This window comes from Staphylococcus sp. GDY8P67P (assembly GCF_017892545.1).
GTDB lineage: Bacteria > Bacillota > Bacilli > Staphylococcales > Staphylococcaceae > Staphylococcus > Staphylococcus ureilyticus.
On sequence record NZ_JAESLH010000004.1, the window covers coordinates 195,763 to 215,821 of the forward strand.

At 32.7% G+C, this 20,059-nt stretch carries 14 protein-coding genes; 4 read left to right on the forward strand and 10 right to left on the reverse strand.

The annotated features are described in order from the left end of the window. Positions 1 to 20: 20 nt before the first annotated feature. The 5 genes from KA833_RS00990 to KA833_RS01010 form a co-directional block, all read right to left on the reverse strand. Positions 21 to 485 carry a hypothetical protein gene (locus KA833_RS00990; protein ID WP_064209246.1) on the reverse strand — a complete coding sequence of 155 codons (465 nt, stop codon included), beginning with the start codon at positions 483 to 485 and terminating at the stop codon, positions 21 to 23. Between the two features lie 328 nt (positions 486 to 813). After that, positions 814 to 1,989 (reverse strand): M20 family metallopeptidase, encoded by a 1,176-nt coding sequence (locus KA833_RS00995; RefSeq protein ID WP_064209399.1) that lies wholly within the window; start codon positions 1,987 to 1,989, stop codon positions 814 to 816. 76 nt (positions 1,990 to 2,065) lie between these two features. Next, complete coding sequence (locus tag KA833_RS01000) at positions 2,066 to 3,463, reverse strand: MFS transporter (RefSeq protein WP_064209245.1); 1,398 nt, start codon at positions 3,461 to 3,463, stop codon at positions 2,066 to 2,068. Positions 3,464 to 3,798: 335 nt separating this feature from the next. Beyond that, positions 3,799 to 6,081, reverse strand: a complete 2,283-nt coding sequence (gene aryK / locus KA833_RS01005) for a transcriptional regulator AryK (RefSeq protein ID WP_210128174.1) — start codon at positions 6,079 to 6,081, stop codon at positions 3,799 to 3,801. A 357-nt stretch (positions 6,082 to 6,438) separates the two neighbouring features. Further along, positions 6,439 to 8,976, reverse strand: a complete 2,538-nt coding sequence (locus KA833_RS01010) for an MMPL family transporter (protein ID WP_046206735.1) — start codon at positions 8,974 to 8,976, stop codon at positions 6,439 to 6,441. Between the two features lie 148 nt (positions 8,977 to 9,124). Between KA833_RS01010 and KA833_RS01015 the strand changes: the two genes are divergently transcribed. Beyond that, a complete protein-coding gene (locus KA833_RS01015) occupies positions 9,125 to 9,679 on the forward strand; it encodes a TetR/AcrR family transcriptional regulator (RefSeq protein WP_064209242.1) in 555 nt (184 codons plus the stop codon). Between the two features lie 114 nt (positions 9,680 to 9,793). Here the strand turns inward: KA833_RS01015 and pruA are convergent, their stop codons facing one another. Beyond that, a complete protein-coding gene (gene pruA / locus KA833_RS01020) occupies positions 9,794 to 11,338 on the reverse strand; it encodes an L-glutamate gamma-semialdehyde dehydrogenase (protein ID WP_064209241.1) in 1,545 nt (514 codons plus the stop codon). Between the two features lie 343 nt (positions 11,339 to 11,681). Beyond that, positions 11,682 to 12,113, reverse strand: coding sequence for a DUF4064 domain-containing protein (locus tag KA833_RS01025; RefSeq protein WP_210128173.1), 432 nt, complete (start codon positions 12,111 to 12,113; stop codon positions 11,682 to 11,684). A gap of 172 nt (positions 12,114 to 12,285) precedes the next feature. Here KA833_RS01025 and KA833_RS01030 point away from each other — a divergent pair, with 172 nt between their 5' ends. Together KA833_RS01030 and KA833_RS01035 are read left to right on the forward strand one after the other, a co-directional pair. After that, on the forward strand, positions 12,286 to 13,977 hold the full coding sequence (locus KA833_RS01030; protein WP_070037302.1) for a BCCT family transporter: 1,692 nt from the start codon (positions 12,286 to 12,288) through the stop codon (positions 13,975 to 13,977). A gap of 224 nt (positions 13,978 to 14,201) precedes the next feature. Next, positions 14,202 to 14,987 carry a putative hydro-lyase gene (locus KA833_RS01035; protein ID WP_192946430.1) on the forward strand — a complete coding sequence of 262 codons (786 nt, stop codon included), beginning with the start codon at positions 14,202 to 14,204 and terminating at the stop codon, positions 14,985 to 14,987. Between the two features lie 190 nt (positions 14,988 to 15,177). Here the strand turns inward: KA833_RS01035 and KA833_RS01040 are convergent, their stop codons facing one another. From KA833_RS01040 to KA833_RS01050, 3 genes are all read right to left on the reverse strand, one after another. Continuing rightward, the gene (locus tag KA833_RS01040; RefSeq protein ID WP_064209237.1) at positions 15,178 to 16,194 is read right to left on the reverse strand and encodes a PTS sugar transporter subunit IIC; all 1,017 of its coding nucleotides are present in this window, start codon (positions 16,192 to 16,194) and stop codon (positions 15,178 to 15,180) included. A 377-nt stretch (positions 16,195 to 16,571) separates the two neighbouring features. Continuing rightward, positions 16,572 to 17,144: a sugar O-acetyltransferase gene (locus KA833_RS01045; RefSeq protein ID WP_210128172.1), complete on the reverse strand. Its 573-nt coding sequence runs from the start codon at positions 17,142 to 17,144 to the stop codon at positions 16,572 to 16,574. 83 nt (positions 17,145 to 17,227) lie between these two features. Beyond that, the gene (locus KA833_RS01050; RefSeq protein WP_210128169.1) at positions 17,228 to 18,424 is read right to left on the reverse strand and encodes a DUF819 family protein; all 1,197 of its coding nucleotides are present in this window, start codon (positions 18,422 to 18,424) and stop codon (positions 17,228 to 17,230) included. A gap of 152 nt (positions 18,425 to 18,576) precedes the next feature. Between KA833_RS01050 and KA833_RS01055 the strand changes: the two genes are divergently transcribed. Further along, complete coding sequence (locus KA833_RS01055) at positions 18,577 to 19,998, forward strand: SLC13 family permease (RefSeq protein WP_064209234.1); 1,422 nt, start codon at positions 18,577 to 18,579, stop codon at positions 19,996 to 19,998. The last annotated feature ends 61 nt before the right edge of the window (positions 19,999 to 20,059 follow it).

Genomic DNA, 20,059 nt, shown 5'->3' on the forward strand with positions numbered 1-20,059 from the left:
CAAATACACATAGATTTTAACTAAGAAAAATTAAATAAGTTTATTTTATTTTTCTTAGCATATTCTAATGCTAAAATTTCTAAAATATTGATAAAAGCTAAATTATCTTTAACCTTAATGTATTGAAACTTTAAATTTTTTTCACTTGCCTTAATATTTTTCATTTCTGCTTCATCTAAACCATGATGCGCTAAATACGCTTTTCTAAATTTTGCAGTACCAGCGTCTGAAGCTGAATTAAATTGGCCTAATTTATCAGATAAATCTTTTTGTGTAAATTTAAAACCAGTCATAAATCCACCAGCTTGCCCAACAAATATTGGTTTTTTATTTTCAAAAATTACAAAAACACCTTTTTGTTCTGCGACTTTACTTCTACTTTCATTATCAAAACTCAGTGCGTTTGCTTTATCATACTTAAATAATTTCTTTAATTGCTTTTGATAATCATCTAACAGGGCGTTTATTTTTTTCTCGCCATTCAATGTAATCATTCCTTTCTTTTTTTCAATTTACATATACACTAAATGACCTAATATTAAACCTTTTGTTATCATGATCACTTTTTTAATTAGCGAAAAACCTCATTAGTTATTTAATGTAATTTTATTTTGTCCTATATCAACGTGTGATTTATACAACAAAAAAACAGGTGTATACGTATGGTTGGTTTATCAAGTAATAAACCTCGTATGCGCCTGTTTTTTATTTATAAATATTAATTAGGTTTATAACACTAATCAATATTCTACTATCGTAAATCATGTATTCTACTGCAATAGAAATGTATGGTAGCTTTCATAATTAATTCTATTATTTAAGATAATTTAATACTGTTAGTCCTACTGCTTCTGCAGAAACTCGCATTGAACTTTCACTGATATTAAATTTAGGATGATGGTGGGGATGGATTTCACCATTTTCTGGTGCAGCACCAGCATAAATAAATGTGCCTGGAATTGTTTTTGCATAGTAAGCAAAATCTTCTGAAGGCGGTTGTGGTTCACATCTTTCAACATTTTTAATGGCATCAGTATCCGCTTCTTTTATTGTGTCTACAACAAATTTTGTAAACTCAGGATCATTGTACAATGCTGGGTAATCATCATGGTAGTCTAATTCACATTTGACACCAAACATCGCTTCCAATCCATCTGACAAACGCGTCACTTCTTTTTTAATTGTGTTTTTAGTATCATCTGTTAACGCACGTACGTCACCTTCTATTTCAACACTATCTTTAATCACATTGAATTGTCCTTTACCATCAAATGAACCTATGGTAACAACACCTGTTTCAAATGGATTTAAGCGTCTGGAAACAACGGTCTGTAAAGCATTTACAAAATATGCACCTGCTACAATACTATCATTTGCTGTATGTGGCGAAGAGCCATGTCCGCCTTGACCATTGACTTTAAGCTTAAAGAAGTCACGCCCAGTTTGTACATTTCCTTCTCGATAATAGATATTACCTGCAGGCATATGACTCATGACGTGAACACCTAGTACGTGATCAACACCATCTAAAACACCATCTTTAATCATTGACTGAGCACCACCAGGAGGTACTTCTTCGGCAGGTTGATGTATAACAACCACTTTACCATTAAATTGGTCTTTCATTTCAATAAGTGTCTCTGCAAGAATCAACATATATGCAGTATGTGCATCATGCCCACATGCGTGCATCACACCATCATTTTTAGAAGAAAATGCTAGACCCGTATCTTCTTGAATTGGTAAAGCATCGAAGTCAGCACGAATTGCGATTGTCTTACCTGGTTTACCGCTATCTATAATAACTTTCAAACCATTTGGTCCTACATTCGTTTCAACCTTACAATCTTTACCTTCATAAAACGACTCTATATACTTAGGTGTTTCTTTTTCACAAAATGATAGTTCTGGGTGTTGATGTAAGTATCGACGTATCTCAATCATACGTGCTTCTTTTTCTTTCAATTTTTCAATCAGTTGTTTCATGATAATCATTCCTCCAATGAAATATACGATACCTTAATGTCATTATATACTTTTCAAATGACAACGTTGTAATATTGAATTATGCTTTATTTTGTTTCTTAAATGATGGCACAGCTAAAAGAATAATAACGAATGAAAGCAATGCCATTAATACATTTAGCCATAAACCAGCCATCGCTCCAAATTTCACATTTGTAGCTTCTGTAACAACGCCATATAATGCTCCTGATAAAGCTATACCAAACGCACCACCTAATGAGGAAGCCATTTTATAAATACCCGAAGCTACACCAACTTTATCTTCAGGAGAATTAGATATCGCCATATCTGTAGAAGGTGTCGCATAAAAACCTAAACCTAATCCATATAGTAAATAACCTATGATACATACTACGACATATAGTGCGCTTGGCAAAAATGTAAATGATATTAAAATAATACCAACCATATTAAATGTTGTACCTAACAACATCGGTTTTTTAGCACCCACTTTTTGTAAAACTTTTTCACCGACTCTAATCATCAACAATACAGTAACCAAATATGTAATCGATAAAAGTCCTGTTTGGAATGCGTTGAAACCTATACCTTTTTGAACGAATGTATTGGCTACCAGCAAGGCACCTGCAACACCATTAAGTAAGAAATTGGATAATGTCGCGCCTGTATAAGCTTTATTTTTAAATAATTTAAAATCAATTAATGGATTATGCTTTTTGTTTTCAACTATGACAAAAGCTATAGTTGTGATAATAAATACAATAAGCAATCCTATTATTATAGGTGAAAGCATGCCAAATGTACCACTTTGCGTAATCACGACATTAATACTTAACATCATAACTACAAAAAGAATTAGCCCAGTAAAATCAAATTTCAAGTTTGTTGTACTATCAGATTTCGTTTCCGGTGTCCCTTTTATTAATAACATTGCAATTAGTGCAACAATGATAGATAAAATAAAAATCCATCTCCAACCAATAAAAGTTGAAACCATACCACCGAATAAGGATGCTAAACCTGAGCCACCCCATGAACCAATCGACCAATAACTCAGTGCACGCTGTCTATCTTTACCTTCAAAATATGTCTTCATAATTGCTAAAGTTGAAGGCATGATTGCTGCTGCTGATAAACCTTGAATTACCCTTCCTATGATAAGTAGTATTGGTAGATTACTAATTATAATCAATAAAGAACCAATGATACTTAACCATAAACCAAAATATGTTATTCTCACACGTCCTACTTTATCCGCTAGACTTCCTGCACCAACAACAAACATCCCTGAGAATAATGCTGTAATACTAACAGCAATACTGATTGTACCAATATTACTATTAAATGATTGTTGTAACGTAGGAACTACGTTTAATAAAGATTGCGCAAATAACCAAAAAGTGACAACCCCTAATACAATACCTAATATTAATTTGTTGTCACCTTGATAACTCTTCGTATTTCCCTGTTGCGTCATTTGTTCATCCTCCTAAAATATTTTTAAAATGACAAATAGGGAAGATTAGCTTAGTTGGAAAATGTACTTATCTCTCGACATTTTCAATAAATCAATAAATGATACTTGCTATCCTCTCTATAAAATATAGTAGTCGGATATATTTTGCTAAAATATATAATAATTGTGGTTTTAGTATCGATTATTTTCTAAATATCATTTGTGGTTTTAAATGACAAAAATGGACTATGCTATTTTTGTCATTTTGCATTTAACATTAAACAAATTTGATGACCATTTTATCGTCAAACATACTACTCAGCGAATCATATTGTATTTTTTCTCTATAAATATAATTAAAAGTATTTTTTAAATTCAATTATCTGTATGGCGTTGGTTTGTAATTTCAAATGATAAGATATCGTATCTACGACATCAACTTCACTGACATCTAATTTAGGGTAAGAGATTCTATTCACATAATTAATTGTTTCTATATCCATACCATGTTGTGTATTGTACTGTTGCCAAACTTGATAAAGCGCACCATTATTTTTATCTAGTGTTAAATGTTTTATTTTATATGATCCAGTAGTTGCATTTAATATATTGAGTTGATACTCTTTATGACTTAAATAATCTGTTTGTTCATTCGTCATATAATATGGATTGTAATGTTCTGCATCCCATATTACGATTTGAAAATGATCACTCTGTCCTACAACCATACAGTCTTCATTTTTAAAAAGTACTTGATTAAATAATTTTTTAAAAAACATACTTGTAAAAAATGCAGGTCTTTTTCCATCAAACTGATGATATAAATCAATACCATTTAATTCAGAAGTAACCTCATTTGAATTATATTGATGGTGTAATTCGTGATTGAGCCAATAGCCAATTGCGTTAATTTGATGATTCATATCAATCAATTGCTCAAATATGATACCTGCTCTAAAATATTCACCATTTGTAAGGCTTGTATTACCTGTTAAAGTGTTCCAATTAAGTAGGACAATTGAAACATCTTTTCCTTTTATATTAAATCGTTCAGTGATCTTATTATACTGTTCTATGATATGTCTTTTAGCTAAATCATACTGTTGACTTTCAATTGATTTGAAATTAATAATATCATTTTGGTTTGCGCTAAACGCTATACTATCAACATCTTCACTGGAACTATCCAAGATTTGTTGGGCAGTTGTCACTTCATTAATATCAGTGATATCCGTATTAAGTATAATCTGAGTATGTTCAAAGTATTCCTTAAATAACATTATTATTTTTAATAGCATATTGGCTTTTTTGCCCTTCAAGTAAATGACTAATTTGAATTGTTGTCTATTCGGCACAGTATTATAAATATGCTCTAATAAAAATCTTAATTCTTTTGTATATTCCGCAAATTGGGATGGTAATGTTGGAGGATCAATTTCAATTCCTAAACCTATGTGATGTTCAAATAAAAAACTTAAGCATTCATCTACTTTCATATAAGGATGCATAGTAGGAATAAGTTCATCACTTTCAATAACTTTATGATCAATGTAGCCTTTTAAAATAGGATCTTTGATCAAAACATGATCCAAGCCTAAAAATTGTTGAACTTCTAACAGTTGTTTTCTGTATCTTTGAAGGCGCAATGTATCAAAACTACCAATTTGAATCACATGGTTATAATCTGATAAATCGTGTGTTTGATCGTAATTCAATGTAATATCAATAACTTTTTGATTATAGGGGGATTGGATCATAGTACCTAGCGTTTGTTGTATATAAGAATTTAAATAGTATAGATACATTTGATAGTTTTCTGACTCAGTGGGTTTATTGGCGGTGCTCACTATATCTTCTACCTGATATTTTTTTCTATATTGCGAAGGCGTTAATGCTGTGTCTAATTTAAAATATTTCAACAGCATATTAGAGTTACTAAAGCCATTTTTAAAAGCAATTTGAGTGATAGCATCATCTGTTTGTATTAAGTCATTTTTACAATGTTCAATTCTAATATGGTTGACATAGTGATTGAAACCGATACCCATATGTTTTGTAAATAATTTAGACAAATATGTGTGACTTAAATGCACCTTTTCAGCTACTTCACTTAATGTGATTGGTTTGGTGAAATTTCTTTCAATATATTTACATACAAATGCTAAACGATGATCATTGACATGATGTTCATGATTTATATTTTCATAAGCTGGTAAATATCTTACAATCATAAACATTAAGTCAATTAACAGTTGTTCCATATATAATCTATAAAATTTACCTTTTCGAATATAGACGACACCTATCTTAGCCACAACATTCAGAATTTGTTGATAAATGACGTTTTGCAATGTCTGGGAATTTAAAATATATACTTTATCATTATAATCACTGATATATTGTTTTAAATACGATGCTTTCAAATGAATAGCGGTATATAAAGTGTCATCCTCCTCAATCAGTCGATAACGCTCTCGATGATTGATAATAAAAACATCACCTGCTTGAAATTTATGAATACTAGTCCCACTGACAAATTTTAATTTATTTTTTAATACGAGAACGATACGTACACCATCATTAAAATTAAATACTGAATTATTGCTTGGATTAAATTCGATATCATAAAATTTTTCCATAACACACCTCTTTATTAAAATATATTTTAATAAAATAAGTGCGTATTTGCTATTTTGATTTTAATTTGTCGTTAATTGGACAAAAATCTACCTATCTTCAAATAAAGTCTCTGATTTTGTTGACGGTCATTTATGTGCTTAATATATCTTGCTAATTTATGGATATGCTAAAACGATGTTAAAGTGTGTTAAACTGGTATGCTTTAACACTTCAAGTGAAGTAGATACAGAATCGAACGATACTCCAACAGACTTTTAAAAAAACTTTAGCTCTAGGAATATTATAAATAAAAAAAATACTAATCCGTACACAACGGATTAGTATTTTTCTGAGAACAGTGTTAATTCCCGGAATTTTTACTTTTTATTAATTGTTTTTTCAATTAGTTCATTTAAATGTCGAATGTTTTCACTTTGTTGTGCTAATAGCTTAACAATTTCATCATCTTCACGGCCACGCGTACTTTCGTTTTTATTCTCTACGTGTGTAGCGAAGGATGTTGATTGTTCACTATCATTTTGCAACTGTGTTAAATCTTCTTTATATGATTTTAAAGCTTCATATAAGAATGCTTGTTGTGTTGTTTGTTGTGCAATTTCGTTATATAGTCTTTTTGTTTTTTGATCTACAGATATCGTATTAGTTTCTCCATTGTACGCGTTTTGTTGTTTGCGAATGCTAAATGTACGATCATAACTATCATTACCAGAAGACTGATTGATACGTGAATAATTAGATGCAGGCATCTCGCCTTGTAAAGCATGCCCTTCAATATCTACGTGAGGTAATATTCTATTTAACCATGCAGGCATATACCAAGATGCTTTGCCAAATAATTGTGTCAACGCAGGAATCAATAATAAACGTACGATAAATGCATCAAACAATATACCAAATGCAAGTGATAATCCCATAGATTTAATCATTACATCATCTTGGAAGACGAATGCAATAAACACACTGAACATAATAAGTGCTGCCGCAACAACGACTGGACCACTTTCTTTAATACCTACTTTAATCGCGTGCTCATTATTACCTGTTTTACTGTACTCTTCATGAATACGAGACATAAGAAATACTTCGTAATCCATCGCCAGACCAAAGAGCAAGCCAATTGTAATAACCGGTAAGAAAGCTAGTAATGGTCCCGTTGTATCTACGCCAAACAGTTCAGACATAAATCCTTCTTGCATTATTAAAGTCGTAAAGCCTAATGTTGCCACTAAAGAAAGGACGAAACCTAGAACTGCTTTTAGTGGAATAATGATAGAACGGAAGACAACCATTAATAGTACGAACGCTAATGCTACGATTACGCCAGCAAATAATGGGATAGCTTCATTTAGTTTTTGCGACATATCTATATTAATTACACTTTGTCCAGATACTTCAGTTTTGAAATTATATTTGTCTCTCGCATCATCATTATAATCTCTCAAATCATGAACTAAATCATTGGTAGATTTAGCATTTGGACCTTTATCAGGAATTACCGCTACTAATGCATAATCTTTATTTTTGCTTAATTGGGGCGGTGCAACCATTTTCACATTATCCATATCTTTAATATCTTTGCTCAAGCTTTGTAAGTCTTTTTGCAACGCTTCAGGATCATCATTTTGATCTTTCACATTGACAAGCATTGCAATTTGACCATTATATCCTTCTCCAAACTTATCAGATACAATATCATATGCTTTTTTCTGAGTTGTATCCGCTGGTTTCATACCATCATCAGGTATACCTAAACGCATATCATTAATCGGTATAGCAGCTACAACTAAGATAATAAGTCCAATAAGCACTGCTGCAAGTGGTTTTCCAACTACAAATTTGGACCATTTCGTATCTACATCTCCCTCAAACTCAGTTTTCGTTTGTTTAGGATGAATTTGCTTATGGAAAATGCTAATCAATGCTGGTAATAAAGTTAATGCACTAATCACTGCGACAAATACACTAATTGCAGAAGCGAAGCCCATTACGGCTAGGAAATCTATACCAACAAGTGATAATCCACAAACAGCAATAATAACTGTAACACCTGCAAAGATGACTGCACTGCCTGCAGTTCCTACAGCTAAACCTATTGCTTTAATGTGATTTGGTTCGCTTTTAACAATTTGACGATATCTAAATAAAATAAATAATGCATAATCGATACCTACTGCTAAACCAATCATAACCGCTAATGTTAAAGTAACATTTGGAATATCAAATGCATACGTCAATAACGATATGATACCTACACCCGTGCCTAAACCAAGTAAAGCACTAATGATTGGCATACCTGCTGCAATAAACGATCCAAACGTAATTAGAAGTACAACAAATGCGACAATCACTCCGATTAATTCAGAAGAACCGCCAATTTCAGTCGATTCCATACCTGTACCCATCAGTTCTACTTGTACATTATGCTCATCTTCTAATTTTTCAACTTGGTCTTTCACTTTATCTTTTGAATCTTCTTTTAATGACGTTGCAGACACATCATAATTAATATCAGCGATGGCTGTCGATTTATCCTCACTGATTTGTTTATTGTCATAAGGGTCTGAGATATTTTTAATATCTCCATCATCATCTTTAATATCTTTCAATGTATCTTTGATATCTTTAGTCATATCTTGCTTCACTATGCCATTATCTGAATCACTTTTAAAGACTGCTCTAATTTGAGCTTTCTCACTGTCTTGCCCAAATTCGTCTTCTATTTTGTCATTCGTATCTAATGACTGTAAGCCATTCATAGTTATATCATTATCAAACTTAGGTGAACTTATTGTAAGCGGTATAATAATTGCTGCAAGAATAATCACCCAAGCAACAACACTCCACCATTTGTGCTTTGCAACAAATGAACCTAATTTGTATAAAAATTTCGCCAAACTATTGCCTCCTTAATTAATCAACGTTATAGTTTATACATATACTGTAGATTATTTCTATTGACATCTTATAATGATTTACCCTATTTAAAAAAGAACTAAATATCCAATTCCGTATATTTAAACTACAGATTAGGAGAATTGTAGAATGAATGAAAAAGATTTGCGTGTAATCAAAACAAAACGGGCATTATCTCAAAGCTTATATGTACTATTAGAAAAATATGCGTTTTCAACTATTTCAGTTAATCAAATTTGCAATGAAGCGTTAGTTCATCGTACAACCTTCTATAAGCATTTCTATGATAAATACGATTTACTTATTTATTTAATGACTTACTTAACTCAAGATTACTTTTCCACAGATATTAAAGATCGTATCAATAACCCTTTTACTAGCATGGAACAATCCGTCACACACATTGACGATTTTAGTAAAATAAAGCATAAACAAGAAGACGATAAAGAATTTGAACGTACAGTTGAAAATCATTTTATCCGTATACTGCAAAATGATATTAAAGCAAACGAACATCGGATAACGGTTGACCAAAGCGTTCCAATAGATTTAGTATTTTATGTTTACGGTGCGACTTTATACGGTTTTATGGAATGGATGCGTGAACATAATAGTAATATGTCGTATGAAGCCATTGATGCACTTTTTCATAAAATGATTAATATTCAAGTTAATGATGAATAAAAAGAAGCACTCAGATGAATTGAATTGAATTAAATCATCTGAGTGCTATTTTTCTGGGATTTATCCCAGAATCTTTATTTTACTAGAAATGTTATCCTAGCCGATTGTTAACAATTAAAACATTTCTGAAACAACTTTTTGTTCTAAGAAGTGCAATAGATAATCTGGGCTACCTGTTTTTGCATCTGTACCAGACATTTTGAAACCACCAAAAGGATGATAACCAACAACCGCTGCAGTACAACCGCGGTTTAGGTATAAGTTACCAACGTCATATTCTTTAACAGCTTCAATCCAGTTTTCGCGATTATTAGTAATAACTGCACCTGTTAATCCATAATCTGTGTCATTAGCGATTTCTAATAACTCATTAAAATCTTTTCCTTTTACAAAACCAACAACAGGCCCAAAGATTTCTTCTTGCATGATTTGATCGCTTGATTTAAGTCCAGAGAAAATCGTAGGTTCAACAAAGTAACCAGTAGCACCATCTGTACCGCCACCTTGTTCTAACTTACCTTCTTTTTTACCAATTTCGATATAATTTTTAATTTTATCAAATTGTTTTTGGTTAATAACTGGTCCCATTGAAGTGTTATTTTCTGTATTTCCTAAAGTTAAATCTTGTGTAAGTTTAACTGCTTTTTCTAATACTTCATCATATACATCTTGATGAACAATCGCACGTGAACAAGCAGAACATTTTTGACCTGAGAAGCCAAACGCTGATGAAACAATAGATTCTGCTGCCAAGTCTGTATCGATCTCTTTGTCAACAACAATCGCATCTTTACCGCCCATCTCAGCGATAACACGTTTTAAAAATTGCTGTCCTTCTTGAACTTTTGCGGCTCTTTCAAAGATTCGTGTACCTGTTGCGCGTGAACCTGTAAACGTAACAAAGTGCGTATGAACACTATCAACAAGATAATCGCCAATTTCTTTTGGATCACCTGGTACAAAATTCACAACACCTTTTGGTAAACCTGCTTCTTCTAATACTTCCATTAATTTATACGCTGTTAACGGGGTATCTTCTGCAGGTTTTAAAAGAACTGTATTACCAGCAACAACTGGCGCTAAAGTAGTACCCGCCATAATTGCAAATGGGAAGTTCCATGGTGGGATTGTTACCCCAGTACCAATTGGTTTATAAAAATATTTATTGTGTTCGCCTTCTCTATCTAATACTGGTTTACCGTCTGCTAATTCCATCATTGATCTAGCATAATATTCGATAAAATCAATACCTTCAGCTGCGTCACCAACTGCTTCATCCCATGGTTTACCAGCTTCATACACCATCACTGCTGATATTTCTTCTTTGCGTCGTCTAATAATAGCTGCAACTCTAATTAAAAATTCAGCACGATCTCTGTGCGTCCAACGTTTCCAAGATTTATAAGCTTCATTAGCTGCATCAAAAGCTTTATCTACTTCTTTTGTTGTAGCTTTTGATACTTCAGCAATAACTTCAGAAGTGTTCGCAGGATTGATAGACTGAAATGTATCCTTAGTAAAAATTTTCTCCCCATTAATCACTAACGGAAGTTTTTGATTTAATTCACCTTTAACTTTCTTTAATGCTTCTTTGAATGATTCGACATTGTTATTATCAGTAAAGTCAATGCCTGGTTCATTTGTATAGTTGACAACCATTTTTTCTACCCCCATGTAAGTTTGTAAATAGAAAACTAAAATGGAAAAATTCCATTCTTATTTTCATTGTATAGGTATCACACAACAAATGCAATCGCTTACAATAACTTTTATAAAAATAAATCGTATTTTATGTCTAACTTTTACTTTTAAAAACTGTATTGCGCTTGATTTATATCGTTCAAGTGATTTCAAAAAACACTTTCTTTAAATTTTTTACATTTATGAACTTAAAGAAAGTGTTTAATTCGTATAATGTCACATTAAAATTGTTACAACGTCCATTCAATTCAACCATCGTTGAATAATGACATTTATCAAGTCAACAAACAATATTTAATTTTTATGTACTTTTTTGACTTTTATTATGTTTATGTGGTTTTTTAACTAACAGTATGATGCCTGCAATTAGCCATAACAATGCTGTAAATATATTTAATGTAAACACACAGACAATTGCAAGTAATATAAATACAACACCTGCAGTTTTTGGTATCTTCTTGATTAATAAAACAAATATTAATGCTAAGATTGTCGTTACAATAACTAAGCCTAAAGCAACGATAAATAATTGACTAATACTATCTAATAATTGTGATGTTTCTGTTTGAGTTAAATTATCGCTAATAGCATCTTGATTTTTAAAAGAACCCATTAATGAACGTTTAAAACTCCGATCGTTTAAAAATGGTGCAGCAATAGCCATTAAAAAAATCAGTACAAATTGTATGAAAATTCCTAGCCAAATTAGTACTTTTTCAAAAGTACGTTTCATATGCAACCTCCTTTGCAATTTATAATTTTTCATATGTTCTATACCCACAAAAATATGAATCATGCAACGTCATCCATATTATAATATTCGCTAGCATTTTCAATGAATAGTGTCATTGTATTAGGGTAATTTCTTAATATAAATGAAAACAAAGGGATGATTTAACACTATTATGAGTGACAAAAATGCACACGACAGAAAGAAGAAACATAGAAATCTTGTTTATATGATATCTGTTGCAATTATTGTACTTATAACATTAATTGCAGGTATTTTCCCTAAAAGTTTTGGTAATCACGCACAACAAGTCTACGATTATATAGCAAATAGTTTTGGATGGCTGTTTTTAGTAATTATTTTTATTTTAGATATATTTTTAATTGCGTTAGCCATTTCACGTTATGGTCGCTTTAAATTGGGTGATGATAATGAAGCTCCTGAATTTTCTATGATGTCTTGGATTGGGATGCTCTTTTCTGCAGGTTTGGGTGTCGGCATTGTATTTTGGGGTGTAGCAGAACCATTAACGCATTATTTACACTCTCCATTTCCTGGAAAAACGCCAGACGCTTCATCAGAATCAGCGCGTGTTGCTATGGGCTATACTTTTTTTCATTGGGGTATTTCTCAATGGTCTATCTTCGCAATTGCCGGTTTAACAGTGGCGTACTTCCAATTTAGAAAAAAACGTGATGGTCTCATTTCAACGGCGATGGAACCTGTATTTGGTGAATCTTATAAACGACCATATCGAAATGTGATAGATGTATTAGCCATTATAGCTACAGTAATGGGGATTGCCACATCTATTGGTTTAGGTATTATGCAAATTAGTGGTGGTCTACAACATGTCTTTAACGTTCCTAACAATAATGTTACCAAAATATCAATCACTATTTTAATGGTAGGTATTTTTTTAACATCAGCGATTACTGGTTTAAATAGAGGTGTAAAATGGTTAAGTAATATCAATATTGGCTTAGGCGCAATATTACTTATCTTCATGTTTATTTTTGGTGATTTTAAATTTATTTTAGAATCTTATACATTAGCAATCGGTGATTATCTACGTCATTTCATTGAATATAGTTTACGCATCAGCCCATATACAGGCGATAACAGTTGGATACAACAATGGACTGTTTTCTATTGGGCATGGGTTATATCTTGGTCACCATTTATTGGTGGTTTCGTAGCTCGTGTCTCTCGCGGTAGAACGATTAGAGAATTTGTTATTGGTGTATTAATTATCCCACCTTTAATTTCATTTACTTGGATAGCTGGATTTGGTGGTACAGCTGTTAAAATAGCATTGAATGGTAACGACAATATCGCTAATATTGTCGACAAGGATTATACTGTTGCTCTTTTTGAATTATTATCCAAATTTCCTATCGCTGACATCACAAGTGCATTAGCAATCGCACTTATCTTTATATTTATCATTACAAGTGCTGATTCTACTACACATATTGTTGCGGGTATGGCAACTGGTGGTATTGCTAATCCTAAAATCAAACATAAAATTATTTGGGGCATATTAATTGGTGCTATATCTGTTTCTATGACAATTGCAGGTGGTTTAACGAGTTTACAAACTGCCTCAGTTGTAACAGGTCTACCATTTTCAATTATTTTATTACTCATGATTTTTTCTCTAATGCGTGCATTGAGAAGAGAACCAACGGAACACTTTAAAATGACCTACATCAATGATGATAAAGATTATTCTATACCACTAGAAGAACGCGAAACAAATCATTTAGAAACCGATGAGGATGCCCCGATAGAAGAAAATGAACCAAGTAATCATAACGATAATGGCAAAAACCATGATAAAGATACCAAAAACAAAGATGATTAATCTATCATACTGTTTAAACTCATCCAGCTGACCCAATAAATTACCATTGTTTAATTGAGTATTAAATATCACAAACGGACATCGTATTGAAATCCAAATGTACTTTAATTTCAATACGATGTCTATTTATATTTTCCAAAAGATTCTGAACATTTTATACAACTTATATGCTACTTTTTGCTAAAATGTAGCTAAGACGTTAAATTTAAGGGGATGAACACTTAATGAATTTACAAAACCAACACCCAAGTATATTAAGAAAAATGATTAGTAAAAATGAACTTACAGGTCATACAAGCGGAATGGCTAAAGGTTATGTCCAAGCTAATGTAGTCATATTACCCTCTATTTATGCATATGATTTTTTAAAATTCTGTTTCAGAAACCCAAAAACATGCCCACTTTTAGATGTTTCAGAAATTGGTTCAATCTCTTTTCCTACTTATGGTAAAGAAGCTAACATCACAAATGAAGTAGCACAATATAAAGTATACCGTTATGGCGAATTAGTAGAATCTCCTACTGACATATCTCATTTATTTAATGATGACATGGTCAGTTTTTTGATTGGCTGCAGCTTCACTTTTGAGCATGCTTTGTTGGAGGCGGGTCTACCAATACGTCACATTGAAGAAGAACATAATGTTCCAATGTATATAACAAATATTCCAGCCGCACCAAGTGGCCATTTCTCAGGAAATATCACTGTTAGTATGAGACCGATGACTATGCAACAAGCTATAAAAGCAACAGAAATTACGACACACTTTAAAAATGTTCATGGTACGCCAATACATATAGGAGATCCATCAACAATTGGCATCGAAAACATAACAAATCCTGATTTTGGCGAACCTGTCACGATTAAAGAAAATGAAGTACCAGTATTTTGGGGCTGTGGTGTTACGCCTCAATCTGTTGCGTTAGATGCTAAACCAGAATTGATGATTACACATGCACCAGGACATATGTTTATCACTGACGTCCCAGATAGTCAGTTAAGCGATTAATTTCACATGATACACATTTTTACACACTAATTTTAATGATGGAAATTTAAAAAGCAGCATGATAGCATCCACAAATACTAAATGGCTGCTATATGCTGCTTTTCATTTTTATAATGGTTTTTATGATCAGTATGAAACACGGTTGACTATTTTAAGATTAACATTTACATCATTTACTTATAACGTAGCATTATCGTGCTTCTATCTCTTCTTTCGAAACGACTGGATAATTTTTAAACCAAACTGAACATACATATCCTACGATTAAACCTATAACACCTACAATGGCGCCATAAATAATTATTTTTATCGGGTTATTGAAACCGAACATAACAAGAAAACCTGCGAGCGGGGTAGCTGTACCTGTCGCATCATTAATCATACCTGATGATGCTATCACCGCACCTGCTAAAGCACCACCAATAAAGTTAGCGGTATAGACGGGTACTGGATTGGCTGACACAACATCTGCTTGTGATAATGGTTCAATACAAACTGCAATTCTAGATTTACGATCTCCTAGTTTAAGTTTATTAAACATCGTACCGTTAATGAAAGATGATGCAAATGAAACCATGGCTGCAATTGCCATTGGCATCCCAGTTAAACCTAATAACGCAGTCAATGCCATGGAACTTAATGGTGCCGTTCCAACAACTGTAATGACGCCACCAAGTATAAGACCCATAATAATCGGGTTAATTTCTGTGGAACTTTGAATAATATCCCCAATTTTCAATAATGAATTATTTACTAATGGCGTAATTACAGTAGCTACTAATCTTGCTAGTGGCGCTATAATCAAAATACCCACTATTAAATCTACGCCGTCCGGCACTTTATGTTCTGCAAACTTCATTAAATAACCAATTGCATAACCAGCAACAAATCCTGGTATTAAATCTAAACCGCCACAAGCTGCTGCAATCACTAAAGCATACACAGGCGAAACCCCGATTGCTAAAGCTACCAAACCTGCAGCTGCCACACCGCCAAGTCCACCAGCAGCATCACCAAGATCTCCTAAAAATTTAATACCAAACAGATCTCCACCAACATACTTATGAAAAGCTTCCACTAAAAATGTTGCTATCGCTGCATTAGCTAATGCTCCCATTGCACGCATGCCATTAGGAGCACGATATGTAAATAATGTAAATAACACTAGTACAACGATTAAAAACAAGGTCCCTATTAAAATATCCATGAATCATTCTCCTCTTTCTTTGAACTGCTCACACAATAAATTTGTGCAATAAATCGTTCAATCCTTTCTAAATATGGATGGCAAAGCTACTTGCAAAAAATAAATATTAAAATATTTGAAAATCACAAAATATAAACTTTTCAATTTCCATATTTATATATTCTAACATAATTTTTTATTATATTCCGAACAATTTTATTAATTTCTAATTAAGCTCCGCGGAACATTTTTTAAAACAAATTTAATTTATTTTAAAATTTCACGCAATAATATTTTATTTATCCTGTTAAAAAATAAAAAAGAGTCGTAACATGATCCGTTGCAAACGTTGAATCATGTCACTAACTCCTATCGAAAAAGTTCAATATTTAATATCATCATGTCGATGCGTTGTTTTCAATCGTTTTTATTGGTTTTGCCGGAGAGCCGACTGCAACTACATTCTCAGGAATATCCTTAGATACAACACTTCCCGCACCAATTACTGAGCCATTACCTATTGTTACTCCTGGTAAGACTATGACATTTGCGCCAATCCATACATCATCTCCTATATGTATGGGTAACGCTTGTTCCAATCCTTGATTTCTATCTTGATATGCTAATGGATGTATCGCAGTGTAAAAACCACATTTTGGTCCAATAAACACATGATTGCCCACAAAAATTTTACCACCATCCATAAAATAACAATCATGATTGATAAACACCTGTTCACCTAAAAAAAGGTTATAACCATAATCGACATAAAACGGACTTAATAATTCCAAATTATTTGGTTCAGCATGTAACAATGCCTTCAAAATAGTTTGACGCTTTGCTTTATTGCTAGGTTTCGTTTGATTTAATTCAAAGCATAAGTCTTTAGCTATATTTCTTTCTTTATCCAAATTTTCATCGTAATTTGCGTCATACCATTGTCCAGCTAACATTTTTTCTTTTTCCCTCATATTACATCCCTCACTCATCTATAATAATTCACCAGATTAACTATATCATCGCGTCATGATATTTCTAAATAATTGTCTTACCACTATGCAATATAAGATAACCATTGATACATTAATGTACCTGCATAATTGCCAATCACATAACCTAATGTACCTACAATTAATATAGGTCCGACTAAATCAGTCCAACCTTTACCAATAGCTAATGCAGCTGCAGTAGTAGGACCTCCAGCAGTTGCATTACTTGCAAGTAATATCTCTTCAATGTTGAATTTCAACAATTTTCCTAACAACAAGCTCAAACCCAAGTTAAATATTAAAATTATCATAACAAAAATAAATAACAACGGTGCCGTTTTTACAATCGTAACAAACGAGGCTGGTGTACCTATGACAACAAAGAAAATATAAATTAAGAATGTTCCAATTTCAGAGGCACCTGCTAATTTTTCAAAGAAGTTTCCCCAAATTGCAACGATGACAAGTGTTAAAGTTGTAAGTAAGAGATAGAAATCACCAAAAAATGACACAAGTATAGTTAAGAGCAAATTACTTTGAGGTACAACATGTTGTATTAATTCAGAAAGTTTAAAACTGATTGCAACGATTGCTATTGCTGCAGCGATTGAAAATGCGATATCTAATAATTGAATTTTTTTTGGTTGCCAAAATGATTGTTGTGCTGCCGGTGTATGATCACTATGATAATGTGTTTTAAAGTGTTTTTTAATAAACGGAATGGATGGTATAGCAATTAATAACAGAAAATATAATGCCATGACACTATTATCTGCAACAACTGTGGATGAAACCATTTCTCCAGGCGTTTTTAATTTGGAACTTAATGCCGCAAAATTCACACCCCCACCAATGTAACTTCCAGTCATCATCGCCCCTATTTTTGATAAATAAGGCACTGAATGATTTAATATAATAAAAGCTACAGTTGTCCCTATCATGGTCCCTATTGACGCAATTAAAAAAATAAATAACAATCGCCGACTTTCTTTCCAAATTTTTAATATATTTGAACTAAAAAGTAGCAACGGTATAGATAAAGGGACAATATAATCCCACACGGTATCATAAACTGGTGCACTCGTTGGGATAACTTTAAAGTTAGAAAGTAACATCGCTCCTACCAATGCAATAATCGCTCCTGAAATCGTACTTGCCCATTGATATCGTTGTTCTAAAAAGATACTTATTGTGGCCCAAACTATAATAATCGCCCATAATACCCATGTATCATCTTTTCCTACTAGTGTACCCAAAACCATAAAATCACTCCCCTTTATTTTGCATGCATAAGATTAAATTTATTCTAACAATAAAACAGTTGTTTTTTTACAATTTTCTGAAAAATAAATTGTCATTACTTTTCCAACTTGATATTCTTACTAATGCAAGGGTACAAACAAGGGGGATTTTTATGAAACAAAAAATTGGTTTGATACTAGGACCGTTGCTTTTTCTTACTTTTTATTTTATTCCTGAGATTACTGGGCTAGATGACGCTCCTAGGGCCGTACTTGCTGTAACACTTTTTGTCGCCACGTGGTGGATTACAGAAGCGATTCCTATTCCGGCTACTTCACTCATACCACTTATTCTACTACCTTTAAGTGGAGGCACAGACGAACAAGTAGCTGCAAGTGCTTATGCTGATCCGATCGTCTTTATGTATATGGGGGGCTTCATTATTGCCTTGGCAATTGAAAAATGGAACTTACATAAACGTATCGCTATGACGATTATCGCTATGATGGGTTCTAATAGCAATAGGATTATTTTAGGTACCATGATTGCAACGGCATTTATATCGATGTGGATTTCAAATGCTGCAACAGCCTTAATGATGTTACCGATTGCATTAGCTTTAATACATGAAATCCAAAACGCACAATTTTTAAAGCCTGAGTCAGCACATAAATTCAGTAAAGCTTTATTACTTACGGTCGCTTATTCCGCTTCTATAGGTGGTCTCGCAACATTAATTGGCTCAGTGCCAAATGCAGTTTTTGCTGCAATCGCTTCTTCAAGCTTAAATAGAACAGTTTCTTTTGCACAATGGATGATTTTTGCATTACCATTAACAATTATATTACTTATCATATTATATTTGTTAATGACAAAATGGCTCTTTAAAATTGAAGATGCAGATCAAATATCTTCTGATTTTGCTAAAAAATCATTACGTGATTTAGGACCTATGAGTCTAGAAGAAAAATTAACAGGTATTGTATTTCTATTTGTTAGTATATTATGGATTTGTGGTAGCCTGCTTCCATCTTCTCTCCACTTATCAGACACAGTTATTGCAATGATAGGTGCAGTGCTTTTATTTTTAATTCCAGCTAAATCCCACAAAGGTGGTTTACTTGTTTGGGATGATATGAGTAAACTCCCTTGGGGTATATTACTATTGTTTGGTGGCGGTCTTTCGTTAGCTGCTGCTTTTGAAGACTCTGGTTTAACAAAGTGGTTTGGGGGTATGCTAGGCGTTGTAAAACCGTTGCCACTCATTTTAATTGTTATCGTGCTTACGACTGGCATTTTATTCCTTACCGAAGTGATGTCTAATACAGCCGTATCAAATATGTTAATGCCAATCAGTATTGGATTTGCTGCAGCTATCAGCCAAGACCCTTTCATTATTATGGGTATTGTAGCAGTATCATCAACATGTGCTTTCATGTTGCCCATTTCAACACCACCAAATGCAGCGGTATTTAGTTCTGATGAATTAGAAATGAAAGATATGGTAAAAGCTGGTTTTATATTAAATATATTCACCATTATTGTCATATCACTATTTGCTTATTTCTGGTTACCAATTGCTTTTGGTCTCTAATTGAAACTTTAATTAGAATTGATGACCATATATTTTCATAAGCACGTCGTATACAACTAAG